Source organism: Albidovulum salinarum, from assembly GCF_025673475.1.
GTDB classification, from domain to species: domain Bacteria; phylum Pseudomonadota; class Alphaproteobacteria; order Rhodobacterales; family Rhodobacteraceae; genus Albidovulum; species Albidovulum salinarum.
Genome location: NZ_JAOVQO010000016.1, coordinates 73,539 through 87,329 on the forward strand (window position 1 = coordinate 73,539; position 13,791 = coordinate 87,329).

A 13,791-nucleotide genomic window follows, 5' to 3' on the forward strand; every position below is an offset into this window, starting at 1 on the left:
GAAAGGAGTGGTTTCCGTGACCGTCGGCGCCAAGTTCATCCGCTCCGCCGCCTGGATGACGGCCGGGAACTGGACCGAGCAGGCGATCAACTTCGCCGTCTTCGTCACTATGGCCCGGCTCCTCGGCGCAGAGGCGTTCGGGCTTCTGTCCATGGCCGCGGTGTTCATCGTGGTTTCCGAGGCGTTGGTGCGTGAGTCCGTCGCGGAGTCGCTGATCTCGACGGCCGCGCCGGAGGCGGAGGACTTCAATGCGGTATTCTGGCTGACTGGGGGCGTGGGGGTTGTACTTGCCGGCGTTCTTTACGCAGCAGCGGGGCCAATCGCGACAGTCTATGGCCACCCCGAGGTCAAGGGCTTGATCATGGCGCTCGCGCCGAGCGTCGTGCTAGTCGCCTTCAACGCGGTGCCGGTCGCGATCCTGCGGCGCGAGTTCAACTTCCGCGTCATGTCGATCCGCGCCGTCGCGGGCGTGATCGCTGGGGGCACCACCGGGGTCGCGATGGCCCTGACCGGACACGGGGTCTGGAGCTTCGTCGGCCAGTGGCTTGTGATGATCGCCACCAACGCCGCGATCGCCTGGGCGGTGGTCGATTGGCGGCCGGGCCTGCGCTTCGGCGCCGCGCACCTCCGCCGCGCCTCCGGGTTCGGTTTTCAGGTTCTCGGCCTGCGTTCGGGCGAGCTTGCAATGGTGCAGATGCCGATCCTGATCATCGGGGCGACGCTCGGGCCGCTGGCGACCGGGCTCTATTCGGTGTCATGGCGCCTGGTCGAGATCCTTTCGTTTCTGGCCTCGACGGGGTTTCGCATGGCCTCGCAGCCCGCCTTTGCCGCCGTTTCGCGGGCGCGGGGGAAGACAGGCGAGCTTCTGGTCGAGATCCTGCGGTTGACCGCACTGGTGGCGTTCCCGTTCTTCGCCGGGTTGGCCGCGCTGGCCGAGCCGATGCTGCTTCTGGTCTTCGGGCCGGAATGGCTCGGCGCGGCGCCGGTCCTGAGGGTCATGGCGGCGCTCGGCCTCTATCTCTGCGTCGCCTCGGTGCAGACCTCATTCTGCCTTGCGGCGGGCCGGGCGGGCCGGCTCACCGTCCTGACCTGGCTGGGCGTCGGCCTCAGCACGGCGCTGGTCTTCGCGGCGTCGGGCTGGGGGCTTGTCGCGATCACGGCCGGCTTCGTCCTTGCCCATTACGTCCTCTGGGTGTTCCGCTTCCGGCTCGTGGCGCGGCTTGGAAGCATCGCGGTGGCGCCGCTTCTGGGGACACTCGCCGCGCCATTCCTCGCGTCGGCGGCGATGGTCATTCCGGTCCTGCTCGTCGCCCGCTGGGCGGAGGGAGCGGGGCTCGCCGCGCTCCTTGCCGCGAGCGTCGGGGTCGGGGTGCTGACCTATGCGGTCCTCACCCTCATCTTCATGCGTGATCGGCTCCGGCTGCTGATGTCCTATGTTCGGCCGGCGGTCACGGACCCGGCACCGGACCGGGCGGAGAGGGTGGCCGGTCAATGAAGATTGAACGCCGTGTCCGATCGCTCAAGGTCGTCATGTTCACGACCTTCTACCCGCCATTCTCCTTCGGCGGCGACGCGATCGGCGTGCAGCGCATGGCGCGGGCGCTCGCCGCGCGCGGCCATGACGTGACCGTGGTGCATGACGAGGACAGCTATCGCATCCTCGGCGGCAAGCCGCAGGCCGAGGGCGCGCCGGACGGGGTGCGGCGGATCGGACTGCGCAGCCGCAACGGCTTCCTGTCAAACCTCCTGACCCAGCAGACCGGGCGGCCGCTGGTTCATGCCGCGCGGATCCGTGCGCTTCTGGCCGAGATCCGCCCCGACCTCATCTGGTACAACAACACCTCGCTGGTCGGCGGGCCGGGGATCCTGTCCTATGGCGAGGGCCTGAAGCTCTACGAGGCGCACGAGCACTGGCTGGTCTGCCCGACCCATGTCCTTTGGCGTCATGGCCGGGAGCTTTGCGACCGCCGCGAATGCCTGCGCTGCGTGCTGTCCTACCGCCGCCCGCCGCAGCTCTGGCGCTATACGGGATACCTCGACCGCCAGCTCGGCCAGGTCGACCTGATCGTCGCCAAGAGCGAGTTCAGCCGCGCCAAGCACCGCGAGTTCGGCCTTCGCCACGAGATGGAGGTGCTGCCCTACTTCCTGCCCGACCTGACCAGCCAGGTCGCCGCCCCCGCCGGCCATCCTCGGCCCTATTTCCTGTTCGTCGGGCGGCTCGAGAAGATCAAGGGTCTGCAAGACGTCTTTCCGGCGATGGAACGCTATCCCGACGCCGATTTCCTGATCCTCGGCGACGGCGACTATGCGGTGACGCTGAAACGGCTCGCACAGGGTAATCCGCGCATCCAGTTCCTCGGCCGCAAGAGCCCTGAGGAACTTGACGCCTACTACCGGGGTGCGCTGGGCCTGATCGTTCCCTCGGTCTGCTACGAGACCTTTGGCATCATCTTGATCGAGAGCTTCCGGCTCGGCACGCCGGTGATCGCCCGGCGCCTCGGCCCGTTCCCCGAGATCGTCGAGGCGGCGGGTGGCGGGGCGCTCTTCGGGACCGAGGACGAACTGATCGCGGCGATGCACGCCCTGCAGCACGAACCCGGCCGTCGTGCGGCGCAATCCCAGGCCGCGCGCCACGCGTTCGAGTCAATCTGGCGCGAGGACCGCGTACTGGCGGCCTATGGTGCGGCGCTCGCGCGGGCGGCGCATCGCAGGGGCGACCGCGCGCTCGTGCGGCAGTTCGAGGCGGGGGCGTTCGAGACCGGCGCCGCCTAGGGCGCGAGCGCCGCGATCCGGTGCGCGTTTGCCATCACCGGGAGCGTGATCGTCGTGGCCGGGATCGCGGGCAGGACCGAGGCGTCGATGACGTGCAGCCGTGAAAGGCCGTGGGGCCGGCCGAGCAAATCGGATTGTCCGGGCGCGGGCGTCCGGGCCATCGGCACCGATCCGCCAACATGAAAACTCGATCCCGGCGCGCCGGGCCGACTGGCGAAGGTCAGCGGCAGGAGCCCGGCATGGCCCATCGCGGCGCCGATCCGGCGGGCCGCCGCGCGGACGGTGCGGTCGGTATCGGCATTGGCGATCAGTCGGGCGGTGAGGCGACCGTCGGCGGCGCGGGTGAGGCCGATGCGGTGCGAATGGTCGGAGTGCAGGAAAACCTGCGCCACGATCAGCCGTCGCGCGAGCGCGGCGAAGAACGCTCGCGCGAAAGGCAGACCGTGGCCGTAATTGGCGACGAGGTCGCGGGCATAGTAGTCGTTCCAGCTATAGATCTGGGCATGGACGAGGTAGGCGGAGATCTCGGGCGCCTCGAGTTCGAGGAAGATCTGCGGCAGGGTGTGGAACGCACCTCGATCGGGCCGGGAGCGGTTCGGGAAACGCTGCAGCATGGGCAGGAAGGCATGCTGGCTGTCCTTCAGCACCAGTTCGCCCGGCTCCGGGCGCGAGGCGAGGAGGATGCGCGCGGTTTCGAGCACCCCGGCGCCAAGGAACGCTCGAGTGCCGGTGATCGTCGTGCCGTCCTCAAGGTAGAGAGCGATGCCCGCGTCGCCCTCCTCGAAGCGGGTGACGACGGCGCCAGAGCGGTAGCTGAATCGGGGATCGGCGCCGAGATCGGCGAGCGTGAGGCGGGCCGACCAGATCAGCCCATAGGGGCAGCCGTGCAGACACATCCCGCAGCGCCGGCAGGCCGCATCCACCGCCTGCCGCGCGATGCCCGCCCGCAGACCCTGGGCGGCGAACCGCTTGCGCTCGGCGGACAGGCGGGCGAGCAGCGCCTCCGCCTGCGTTGCTGGGGCGATCGGCCCGTGACCGGCCATCGGCAGGGCGGGCATCAGGGCCTCTATATCGTCCGTGCGCCCGGAAATCGGGACGAAACCGGCGACCGCCCGGTAATGCGGCGCGAGATCGTCAGCGCTGATCGGCCAATCCGCCATGTCGGCCTGCCGGTAGGGCAGCACCGCCGCGCCCCAGACGTTGGAGAACCCGCCCGCCGCCCGCGAGGCGCGAAGCCCCAGCCAGCCCGGCGCATCGGCGAAGGTCGTCGCGGCGGGCTCCATCGCGAAGTCCGAGCCGAACCGGCGCACCTGTCCGGGCGGGGCCCCGTACTGCGGCGCCATCCAGGCGGCGCGGTCCGCGGCACTCCAGCCCTCGGGGCCGGTCGCGGCCAGTGCCACCCGCCGCGCCTCGGCCGCAGGCTCGGGCGCCTTGCCGCCGTCGAGCATCACGACCGTCCGTCCGCGCGCGAGCAATGCCTTCGCTGCGGCGATCCCGGAGGGGCCCGAGCCGATGACGATGCAGCGGTCCCGGTCTTCCGGCATTCCCGATCCGCTGTCGCCGGCGCCGCGCATACCCGGGCCAGCCTATCTCCGCCCGGCCGCCGCGAAGACGGCTGCGGCGGTAAGCGAGGCAACGGCATAGGTGAACATGTGCTCGAAGAAATGCGGGAAGATGAGCACGCGCAAATCGGTGGATTGCGCCTCCTCCATCGCGCCGCCCGTCAGCGCGCCATGCGCGATGTATCCGGCCAGACCGAGCGCGGCGAGCATGATCACGCCGCCAGCGGCGATGCCCGGACCGTTCGGCCGGCCGAAGCTCGGCGTTTCGGCAAGTCGTGCGCAGACGAAAAAGCTTAGCGGGATGGTGACCAGCGCGTTCGTGGCCACTTCGCGCGCCTGATGCCCGAGATAGACCGGATCGAGCACCGATGTCGCGGCGAGCCCGGTCCCGGCGCCGAAGGCCAGGCTGAGACCGGCGAAGACCGCGCCGACGATCAGGATCACGGGCCAGGCGCTGCCTGCGGGACGTGCAGCACTGGCGGCGCGCAGGGTAAGACCGATCGCGAGCACCGACAGGAGCAGCGCGATCTGGCCGAGGAAATGGAAGTACCAGTGACTGCCGATCTCAAGTTCGGCGGTCGGGCGGGTGTGCGACTGCAACAGGTTGTCGAGGAGCGCCACGGGTCCGACCGTGACCAGCGTGCCGGCCAGGATCACGGCCGAGACCGCGACGAGGGCGCGCACCGCCCGCCGTGGCGTGAGACCGCGCCTCGGCGCGAGGCCGAGGGCCGCGGCGCCGCCGATCGCAGCCCCGAGCAGGAGGTCGAGCGGCCATTCACGCGTCGCGTGCTCGAAGTAGAACACGGTTTGCAGGAAGCTCCGCTCGCCGTCCTCGTGCACCGGAATGCCCCAAAGCGGGACTGTTCCCGAAATCGCGCAGAGCATGAGAAACGAGACGATGAGCACTGCCAGCGGGAACGCCCCGGCGAAGCGGACGATCCAGCGCCAGAGCGGAGGCGCGGGCGCGTTCGTGCTTGTCATCTCTGACATTGCATTCGTCTCCCGTCCATCAAGTGCCCGCCCCGCATTCGAGGATCACGATGTCGCCGCCCTCGATCGAGGAGGTGATTCGCGCCTGTTCGCGGCACCTCTGGATCGTCGCCTCCCAGAGGTCGGGGAAGGCGCTCCTGAGATACTGATCGAACGTGTAGGCGACATGGAACCGGCCAAGACGGCGTTCGGCCTCGGTGAAGGCGGTGGCGTCGGGCAGGGTCGGCAGGCCGAGCTTCAGATAGCTGTTCAGCGGCAGTTCGAGCGTGGTTCCGATGGTGAAGACCGCGCCTTTTTCGGACAGGGCGGCGATGGCCGCGGCCGCCGAGGTGTAGTCCTGCTTGGGCAGTTTGTAATTGCGCACCAGCGCCGGGCTCCCCGCGAGGGCGCCGGCCACGCAGATCAGCGAAAACAGCAGGAGATGCGCGCGGCCGAGCCCGAGAAGGCGCATGAGCGCGCCGCTCAGCAGCCACAGGCCCTGGACCGCGGCCAAGAGGAAGAAACCGGCCTGGAAGAAGAAGAACCGCGGGAAGATCGGGCGACCGAGAGCCGAGGACGCAAGCACCATGGCCGGGATCGTCAGCGCGATCGTGGCCGCGAGGAAAGGCTCGTGCCGCAGAAAATGAATCCCGCCCGCGAGGAGCACGAGGCAGGCCAGAGCGAAAGGCAGGGGGCCGCCGAAGGCTTGCGTCAGTTCCCTCACGGCCACCAGCACCGCCCAGCCGGGGGTGGCGACGTCCCCCGCCTTCGTTCCGGTCTGCTGGCGCGCGCCGTCGAGGAAGAAGCCCACCACATCGCCGAGCATGGGCGCGTAGAGAAGCACGGTGAGCGCCGCCGCGCCGGCGAAGGCCGCGGCGGCCGGGCCGAGCCGGCGCCAGACGGTCCCGCGATCCCCGGTCACGGCGAGGTAAACGAGCGCAGAAGCCCCGTGCACGAGGCCGAGGATCACCATCGTCAGGTGCGTGTAGGCCGCGAGCGCCAGGCAGAGCGCGTAGGCCGTATAGCTCGCCCGCACCGCCAGGCCACGCACCAGAGCGTTCCACAGCAGATGCGTACAGACCAGCGCGAAGAACAGCAGCATCGTGTAGCCGCGCGCGTTCTGCGAGAACCAGACCGGATGATAGGAAACCGCAAGAAAAAGCGCCGAAGCGATCGCGACCGGCCAGGGCGCTATCGCGCGCGCGAACAGGTAGAGCGCGGGCACCGAAAGGACGCCGAAGACGACCGCGGGAAGCCGCACCGACCAGTCCGACGTGCCGAAGGCGATCATGCAGAGCTTCGCGAGCAGCGAGTAGAACGGATGGTCGTTGTTGGACGGATAGCTCGTCACCACGTCGATCAGCGGTTGCTGGAGCGAGTATACGACGGTCGCGATCTCGTCGTACCAGAGCGGGGAATTGAGCCCGACGGCCCGCAGTCCCGCCGCGAGAAGGGTGATCAGGGCGATCGGCCAGAGCGGATCGCGCCCGAGGGAGCGGACTTGCGCCGTCATGTCAACGCTCCCCCGGCCGAGGTTGCCGGTCCCGCCGGTCCGCAGCGGTTGCGTGATCCGCGCATCGCCGCTCACGCCGCCATTTCCGAACGCTTCTCGGCCACGATGTCGGCGATGATCTCCGACAGCGGCCGGCGTGGGCGGAAGCCCGTCGCCCGCTCGAGCTTGGATACGTCGGGCAGGCGGCGGGCCATGTCCTCGAACCCGGCCGGGTAGACGGTCTCGTAGGGCACCAGCCGGATCTCGGAGGGCGAGCCGGTGGCCGCCACCACCTGCTCGGCCAGGGCGCGGATCGTCACCTCCTCGTCATTGCCGACGTTGAAGACCTCGCCCCGCGCCGCCGGGGTCGCCATCAGCCGCACCATCGCCTCGACCGCGTCGGCGACATGGCCGAAGCAGCGCGACTGCTCGCCGGTGCCGTGGACCAGGAGCGGCCGACCCTCCAGCGCGGCCTGGACGAAGTTCGGCAGCACCATGCCGTAGCGCCCGGTCTGGCGCGGGCCGGTCGTGTTGAAGAAGCGCAGGACCGTGGCCGGCAGATCCGCCTCGCGCACATAGGCGAGGGCCAGGAACTCGTCGAGCGTCTTGGCGCAGGCATAGGACCAGCGCAGGTTCTTCGTCGCGCCGATGGTCAGGTCGTCGTCCTCGCCGAAGGGGAATTTCGTGGCCTTGCCGTAGACCTCGGAGGTGGAGGCGACGAAGACGGGCTTCAGGTCCTTCAGCGCCGCCTTGAGCACCGTCTCGGTGCCGCCGACGTTGGTCAGGATCGAGCGCGAAGGCTCCTCCATGATCAGCTTCACCCCGACCGCGGCGGCGAGGTGGATGATCATGTCGGCCTCATCCGTCAGCGTCCCGACGAGCGCGGGGTCAAGGATCGTGCCCTCGTGAAAGCGAAAGCGGTTGTGGCCGGAAAGACCCGCGAGGTTCTCGGTCCGACCGGTCGAGAGGTCGTCGAGAACGGTGACGGAATGGCCTTCGGCGATCAGCCGTTCGGACAGATGCGATCCGATGAAGCCGGCGCCACCCGTGATCAAGACCTTCATGTGCCCCCGCCGGACGTCTGTCGAAACCTGACCGGAGCGTAGCATGGCACCCGCATTCGGGCCATGCCGCTGTCCGGGTTGTCATTTTCTCGAAACAGTTGGCGTCTGTCTGGTCCGATTGTGCCGGATCGTGAACGCCGCGAAGGGTAAAGCCGCCGCGGTGGCGCGGAGCAAGAGGGCGAAGGTTGGGTTCGTGATGCGAGCCAAACCGGGTGGAAATGCGGGATTGTCCTCGTATCCTAAACAGACGCGCTGGTCCAGCGACGCGGGATTGCTCTGGCGAACGCCTGTGTGCGACAGTCGACGGGTATTTTTTCGTGCCGGCCACCAGGTGATTGTTGCGGGGGGCTATGATGACAAGCGTGTTTTCGCTTTACGCTTCTTTGAACGAACTGATTGGCCAGCGCGAGGCGCGGGTCGCGATCGTGGGACTCGGCTACGTCGGACTGCCGCTAGCCCTCACCGTGTGCGAGGCGGGCTTCCCGGCCACAGGTTTCGACCTGAACGCAGACCGGGTCGCCATGATCAATGCCGGCGCGCGGACGATCTCCTATTTGCCCGAGGATCGCGTTCAGGACGCGGTGTCGCGCGGCTTCTCCGCCAGTGCCGACATGGCGAGGCTCGCCGAGGCCGACGTGATCGTGATCTGCGTGCCGTCTCCGCTGTCGCCCGCACGCGAGCCCGACCTAGGCTATGTGATCCGTGCCACGGAGACGATCGCGGAGCGGCTGCGGCCGGGGCAGCTCGTGGTGCTCGAAAGCACGGTCTGGCCCGGTGCGACGGCAACGGTGGTCAAACCTATCCTCGAACGCCGCGGTCTGAGGGCCGGCGAGGAGTTCTTCCTCGCCTTCTCGCCCGAGCGCGAGGATCCGGGGAACGCGATCTTCACGACGCGGACAATTCCGAAGATCGTCGGCGCGGATGACCTGCGGTCGCGCGATCTCGCCGACCGGTTCTACGCGCAGATCGTCGCCCGGACCGTCCCGGTAAGCTCGCTCGCCACCGCCGAGGCCGTGAAGCTCATCGAGAACAGTTTCCGAATGGTCAACATCGCCTTCGTGAACGAGATGAAGGCCGCGCTTGAGGCGATGGGCGTCGACATCTGGGAGGTGGTACAGGCGGCCGCGACGAAACCTTTTGGCTACATGCCCTTCTATCCGGGGCCCGGGATCGGCGGCGATTGCATCCCGGTCTCTCCGGCCTATCTGGCCGCGCGGGCACGCGATGTCGGCGCGGAAACGCCGCTGGTCGATCTGGCGCGGGTCAGTACCGCCGAGGCGCCCGACCTGATCGCCGGCCGGGTCGCGGGAGAACTGGCCCGCTACGGCGGCGTCGCGGTGAAGGATGCGCGGGTGCTGATCCTTGGCATCGCCTACAAGAAGGATGTCGAGGACACGCGCGAAAGCCCGGCGCTCGCCATCCTTCTCCGTCTCGAGGAGATGGGGGCCACCTGCGACTATCACGACCCCTATTTCCCGGTCATGCCGCCGACGCGGGACCATCCCTCGCTGGCGGGACGGGCCTCGGTGGCGCTGACCGCCGCGAAGTTGGCCAGCTACGATGCGGTTCTGGTGGCCACCGACCACAGCGCCGTCGACTACGCGCTCCTGGCCGCGGAGGCGCGGCTCATCCTTGACACCCGCAACGCATTCGCCGCGCGCGGCATCGGCGCGGACAAGGCGCGCATCGTCAAGATCTGACCCGGCGCGCGGAAGTGCGCACGGGGCTGGCGGAGCAGATGCTTGACCGCTTCGCGCTTCGCAAACGTGACCGGGCGATTCGGAGATAGATCAACTGAAGAAGGTTCTATTAAAAAGAAAATCAATCAAAAGGAGAGTAAAACATGAGCTCATCAAGGGCGAACAGGGCGGCATTGTTCAAAAAACCGCGACAACGATGGCAATTGAGTGGTGATGCGGGCGGGCCGGTCCCCTTTTCGGTGCGCATCGTTTTGTCGGAGTGGGATTGCAGGGTATATTGAGTTCTGCGTGTATTTGAAACGTGTGTTCTGGGGGCGGTTAATTGAGCATCCAGCAAGGGAAGAGTTGCCCCGTGGTTGTTATTGGCGCGGGGCCCGCGGGATTGACTGCGGCTTACGAATTGCAGAAACGCAGCCTCCTTCACAAGCCCAAGGTCTACGAGGCCTCGGAGATGGTCGGCGGTATTTCCCGTACGGAAACCAATAACGGGTACCGCTTCGACATCGGCGGTCATCGCTTCTTCACCAAGGTGAAGGAGGTGGAAGAGATGTGGCACGAGGTTCTGGGCGACGATTTCATCACCGTCCCGCGGCTCAGCCGGATCTACTACCGCGAGAAATTCTTCGACTATCCGCTGAAGCTGTTCAACGCGCTTCTGAACATCGGCCCCTACGAGTCGATGCGCATTCTCCTGTCCTATTTCAAGTGGCAGGTCCGGCCCTACCGCAAGGAGGAGAGCTTCGAGCAGTGGGTGATCAACCGCTTCGGCGGCCGGCTCTACATGCACTTCTTCCGCAGCTACACGCAGAAGGTCTGGGGCATCAATCCCAGAGACATCCGCGCCGATTGGGCGGCGCAGCGGATCAAGAACCTCTCGCTATTCAAGGCGGTCTGGAATGCGATCTCGGGCGCCAATGACACGACGAGCCTCATAGAGGAGTTCCAGTATCCGCGGCTTGGTCCTGGGATGATGTGGGAAAAGACCGCGAAGCTGGTCGAGGAAAAGGGCGGGGAGGTCCATCTGCGCTCCGAGGTGATCCGGGTGAACCGCACCGGCAGGCGGGTCACCTCGATCGACGTGAAGCATTGGCACGAGGACGGGCGCGAGCCGGTCATCGAACGCGTCGAGAGCGAGCACTTCGTCAACTCGATGGCGCTGCGCGACCTCATCCACGCCTTCGACCCGCCGCCGCCGCCGGAGGTGGTGGAGGCCGCGGACAAGCTCAGGTACCGCGACTTCCTGATCGTGACGCTGGTGCTCGACCATGCCGATCCGTTCCGCGACAACTGGATCTACATCCATTCGCCCAAGGTGAAGGTCGGACGGATCCAGAACTTCCGGGCCTGGTCGAAGGAGATGCTCCCCGACCAGAACACCGCCTCGATCGGCATGGAGTATTTCTGCCAGAAGGGCGACGGGCTCTGGTCGATGTCGGATGAGGACCTGCGCGAGCTCGCCTCGCAGGAACTGGAGCAACTCGGCCTGGCCAAGGCATCCGACGTGATCGGTGCCGCGATCATCCGTCAGCCGAAGGCCTATCCGGTCTATGACGGCGAATATCGCGAGGCGCTGGACGTGCTCGAGGGCTGGATCCTGTCGCTGGAGAATTTCCAGACGGTCGGGCGCAACGGATTGCATCGCTACAACAACCAGGACCATTCGATGCTGTCGGCGATGCTGGCCGCGCGCAACATCCTCGGCGAAGAACACGACGTCTGGACGGTGAACGTGGAGCGGTCCTATCACGAGGAGTTCGAGATCAGGAAACGGGCTGCCGCGACCAAGCCACGTCTTGCCGCCGAGTGAGCGGCGGTACTCGGGCGCAGTTGCTGGCCGCCGGTCCGATACCCGTGCGCGGGGCGCGTTGCCGGGCAGGAAAGAGGCTCGAACCACGGTCCGACCATGCTCAAGGGTGTACTGATCGATCTGTCTGGCGTTCTCTATTCCGGGAGCAGGGCGCTTCCCGGCGCGACCGATGCCGTTCGGCGGTTGCGCTCGGAGGGATTGGCGGTTCGGTTCCTCACCAACTCGACCCGGCGGCCGAAGCGGACGCTCGTTGACCGGCTGCGAGCATTCGGCGTCGATCTCGCGCCTGACGAACTCTTTACGCCGGCGGCGGCCGCCTGCGATTGGCTGGCGCGGCATGGACATGCGCCGCATCTGCTCATCCATCCCGACCTCGGCGAGGATTTCGCCGATACGGACACCACCGGGCCGGAAGCGGTCGTCCTCGGCGATGCCGGGCGGTTCTTCACCTACGAGGCGCTCAACACCGCGTTCCGCAAGATCGAGGCCGGCGCGCCGCTCCTTGCGCTGGCGGCGAACCGGGTGTTCCGGGATGCCGACGGCAAACTCAGCCTCGACGCCGGGGCCTTCGTCGCCGCGCTGGAGCACGCAAGCGGCAAGACGGCGCTTCTTTTCGGCAAGCCAGCGCCGGGATTCTTCGCCGCCGCCGCGGCGAGCATGGGTGCCGGGATGGCCGAGGTCGCGATGATCGGTGACGATGCCGAGGCCGACATTGCCGGTGCGCTCGATGCCGGCGCGGCCTTGGCGGTCCTGGTGCGGACCGGCAAGTATCGCGAGGGTGACGAGACCCGGTTCGCACCGAATCCGTCGATGGTCGCCGACGGGATCGGCGATGCCGTCGACGCGCTTCTCGTGTGAGATCCGGCGCGATTGGTTCGGGGCGTTGCAGGGGCTATCCGCCGCCGGTTCGGGCCTCTAACATCAATGGAGCAAAGCGCAATGGAGGGGCGATGACCGAAACCGGACCGGAGGGCGAGCTCACGCTGCGGACGCTCGCGATGCCACGAGATGTCAACGTCAACGGGGACATCTTCGGAGGCTGGGTGCTGAGTCAGATGGACATTGCGGCGGGAATCGTCGCGGGTGCCCGCGCCCGCGGCCGCGTGGCAACCGTGGCCGTGGACGCGATGAAGTTCATCCGCCCGGTAAGGGTTGGCGACGTGCTCTGCATCTATGTTCGCGTGGCCCGGATCGGCCGCACCTCGATGGGGCTGGAGATCGAGGCATGGGTCCTGCGCGACCGCCACGGCGCGCGAGAGAAGGTGACCGAAGCGCTGTTCACCTTTGTCGCGATCGACGACGACGGCAAGCCGCGGGTGGTTCCCGCGGCCGGGTGACGCGACAGGGTTCCGAATCTGCGCTTTGACCGAATCCGCGCAGGATATCGGGGCGATTCCCTCGGTTGCGGACAATGATTCCGCCGTTCCTTGTTCATTCGCGATTTGGCATCAATCCACGCGATGACGTGTGAATCGTAAATGCAACTGATGGTTGTCGTGAAAAAAACACATAAATGGCATGAAGCTGGCATACATGTGCCCTTTTGTGGACATTTCTGAGAACGACGATGAGATCATCGTAGTGATTGTGGCGGTATCTCCGGTGTTCAACCCTTCCAGCCGAGGACCAACCCAAATGACCGATCTCACCGTGAAAGCCCGTATCGGACGCGCCAACGCCCTGTCCATCCTGGCAACTGCCCGCTGTTCGGGTGCCTCTGAAACGCGGCACAGGACATGGGGGCGCCACATTTCCGTCTCCTTCGTCTCGATCCGGTCGCGGGTGTCGGGTGCCATTATCCTGACATGATTGCCGCGAGAACGGCATCGACCTGCGGAAAAGGGCGCGTGGAGACTCGCGCCCCTTCTGTGTCGCACGCGGTCTTTCCGGCGATGGGACCGGAGTTGCGGTCACGCTGAATCCGCTTGACGCAGATCAAAGACACGACATTATTCGTAGTGAAAAAAGTTTCATAAGCGTGACCTTTGCGGAGATTCCCATGACCAAGAACATCCTGTGTGCGACGGACGGGACCGATCATTCCGAAGCCGCCGTGATCGTTGCCGCCGAACTGGCCCAAAAGTACGGAGCCGAGCTGACCATCTGCACCGTCAACGTCGCGCATGGCGGCTCGCGCGGGCCGCTCATCACCCATTGGACCGAGGCCGAGGTCGCGAAGATCCTCGACGGGGCGGCGGCAGTCGCTGCGGCATACGGTGTCGAGGGGGTGAAGCGGGTCGACCTGATCAGCCGTGAAGCGCCGGCGGGGATCGTCTCCTACGCGGAGCAGAACGGTATCGACCACATCGTGATGGGAACCGGCGACAAGCGGGGGATCTCGCGGCTCGTGCTCGGCTCAGTCGCAGCCGAGGTCTCGGGGCGGGCGCATTGCTCAGTCACCGTGGCCCGATAGACGGGCGTCCCG

At 66.9% G+C, this 13,791-nt stretch carries 12 protein-coding genes; 8 read left to right on the forward strand and 4 right to left on the reverse strand.

Annotated elements, in window-relative coordinates:
* Nucleotides 1-16: 16 nt before the first annotated feature.
* The gene (locus tag OEZ60_RS16455; RefSeq protein WP_263338485.1) at nucleotides 17-1,495 is read left to right on the forward strand and encodes a lipopolysaccharide biosynthesis protein; all 1,479 of its coding nucleotides are present in this window, start codon (nucleotides 17-19) and stop codon (nucleotides 1,493-1,495) included.
* A complete protein-coding gene (locus OEZ60_RS16460) occupies nucleotides 1,492-2,772 on the forward strand; it encodes a glycosyltransferase family 4 protein (RefSeq protein WP_263338490.1) in 1,281 nt (426 codons plus the stop codon). Before OEZ60_RS16455 ends, OEZ60_RS16460 begins: the two co-directional genes overlap by 4 nt.
* Here OEZ60_RS16460 and OEZ60_RS16465 read toward each other — a convergent pair.
* The 4 genes from OEZ60_RS16465 to OEZ60_RS16480 form a co-directional block, all read right to left on the reverse strand.
* Complete coding sequence (locus tag OEZ60_RS16465) at nucleotides 2,769-4,316, reverse strand: GMC oxidoreductase (RefSeq protein WP_263338493.1); 1,548 nt, start codon at nucleotides 4,314-4,316, stop codon at nucleotides 2,769-2,771. The two genes, OEZ60_RS16460 and OEZ60_RS16465, sit on opposite strands and share 4 nt — an antisense overlap.
* Nucleotides 4,317-4,358: 42 nt before the next feature.
* Complete coding sequence (locus OEZ60_RS16470; RefSeq protein WP_263338495.1) at nucleotides 4,359-5,315, reverse strand: hypothetical protein; 957 nt, start codon at nucleotides 5,313-5,315, stop codon at nucleotides 4,359-4,361.
* Between the two features lie 28 nt (nucleotides 5,316-5,343).
* Nucleotides 5,344-6,816 (reverse strand): glycosyltransferase family 39 protein, encoded by a 1,473-nt coding sequence (locus OEZ60_RS16475; protein ID WP_263338498.1) that lies wholly within the window; start codon nucleotides 6,814-6,816, stop codon nucleotides 5,344-5,346.
* 71 nt (nucleotides 6,817-6,887) lie between these two features.
* Complete coding sequence (locus OEZ60_RS16480) at nucleotides 6,888-7,859, reverse strand: NAD-dependent epimerase/dehydratase family protein (RefSeq protein ID WP_263338502.1); 972 nt, start codon at nucleotides 7,857-7,859, stop codon at nucleotides 6,888-6,890.
* A gap of 383 nt (nucleotides 7,860-8,242) precedes the next feature.
* Here OEZ60_RS16480 and OEZ60_RS16485 point away from each other — a divergent pair, with 383 nt between their 5' ends.
* The 6 genes from OEZ60_RS16485 to OEZ60_RS16510 all read left to right on the forward strand — a co-directional run bounded on the left by OEZ60_RS16485 (nucleotide 8,243) and on the right by OEZ60_RS16510 (nucleotide 13,779).
* Nucleotides 8,243-9,559, forward strand: a complete 1,317-nt coding sequence (locus OEZ60_RS16485; RefSeq protein WP_263338504.1) for a nucleotide sugar dehydrogenase — start codon at nucleotides 8,243-8,245, stop codon at nucleotides 9,557-9,559.
* A 352-nt stretch (nucleotides 9,560-9,911) separates the two neighbouring features.
* Nucleotides 9,912-11,366: an NAD(P)/FAD-dependent oxidoreductase gene (locus tag OEZ60_RS16490; RefSeq protein WP_411709809.1), complete on the forward strand. Its 1,455-nt coding sequence runs from the start codon at nucleotides 9,912-9,914 to the stop codon at nucleotides 11,364-11,366.
* Between the two features lie 96 nt (nucleotides 11,367-11,462).
* The gene (locus OEZ60_RS16495) at nucleotides 11,463-12,224 is read left to right on the forward strand and encodes a TIGR01458 family HAD-type hydrolase (RefSeq protein WP_263338510.1); all 762 of its coding nucleotides are present in this window, start codon (nucleotides 11,463-11,465) and stop codon (nucleotides 12,222-12,224) included.
* Nucleotides 12,225-12,316: 92 nt separating this feature from the next.
* Nucleotides 12,317-12,703, forward strand: a complete 387-nt coding sequence (locus tag OEZ60_RS16500) for an acyl-CoA thioesterase (protein ID WP_263338513.1) — start codon at nucleotides 12,317-12,319, stop codon at nucleotides 12,701-12,703.
* Between the two features lie 181 nt (nucleotides 12,704-12,884).
* Nucleotides 12,885-13,175 carry a hypothetical protein gene (locus OEZ60_RS16505; protein ID WP_263338516.1) on the forward strand — a complete coding sequence of 97 codons (291 nt, stop codon included), beginning with the start codon at nucleotides 12,885-12,887 and terminating at the stop codon, nucleotides 13,173-13,175.
* A 190-nt stretch (nucleotides 13,176-13,365) separates the two neighbouring features.
* The gene (locus tag OEZ60_RS16510) at nucleotides 13,366-13,779 is read left to right on the forward strand and encodes a universal stress protein (protein ID WP_263338519.1); all 414 of its coding nucleotides are present in this window, start codon (nucleotides 13,366-13,368) and stop codon (nucleotides 13,777-13,779) included.
* The last annotated feature ends 12 nt before the right edge of the window (nucleotides 13,780-13,791 follow it).

Coding starts and splice junctions, on each gene's coding strand:
- OEZ60_RS16475 (WP_263338498.1), bottom strand. CDS start 6,816: ATGACGGCGCAAGTCCGCTCCCTCGGGCGCGATCCGCTCTGGCCGATC.
- OEZ60_RS16495 (WP_263338510.1), top strand. CDS start 11,463: ATGCTCAAGGGTGTACTGATCGATCTGTCTGGCGTTCTCTATTCCGGG.
- OEZ60_RS16510 (WP_263338519.1), top strand. CDS start 13,366: ATGACCAAGAACATCCTGTGTGCGACGGACGGGACCGATCATTCCGAA.
- OEZ60_RS16460 (WP_263338490.1), top strand. CDS start 1,492: ATGAAGATTGAACGCCGTGTCCGATCGCTCAAGGTCGTCATGTTCACG.
- OEZ60_RS16500 (WP_263338513.1), top strand. CDS start 12,317: ATGACCGAAACCGGACCGGAGGGCGAGCTCACGCTGCGGACGCTCGCG.
- OEZ60_RS16480 (WP_263338502.1), bottom strand. CDS start 7,859: ATGAAGGTCTTGATCACGGGTGGCGCCGGCTTCATCGGATCGCATCTG.
- OEZ60_RS16505 (WP_263338516.1), top strand. CDS start 12,885: ATGAAGCTGGCATACATGTGCCCTTTTGTGGACATTTCTGAGAACGAC.
- OEZ60_RS16470 (WP_263338495.1), bottom strand. CDS start 5,315: ATGACAAGCACGAACGCGCCCGCGCCTCCGCTCTGGCGCTGGATCGTC.
- OEZ60_RS16465 (WP_263338493.1), bottom strand. CDS start 4,316: ATGCCGGAAGACCGGGACCGCTGCATCGTCATCGGCTCGGGCCCCTCC.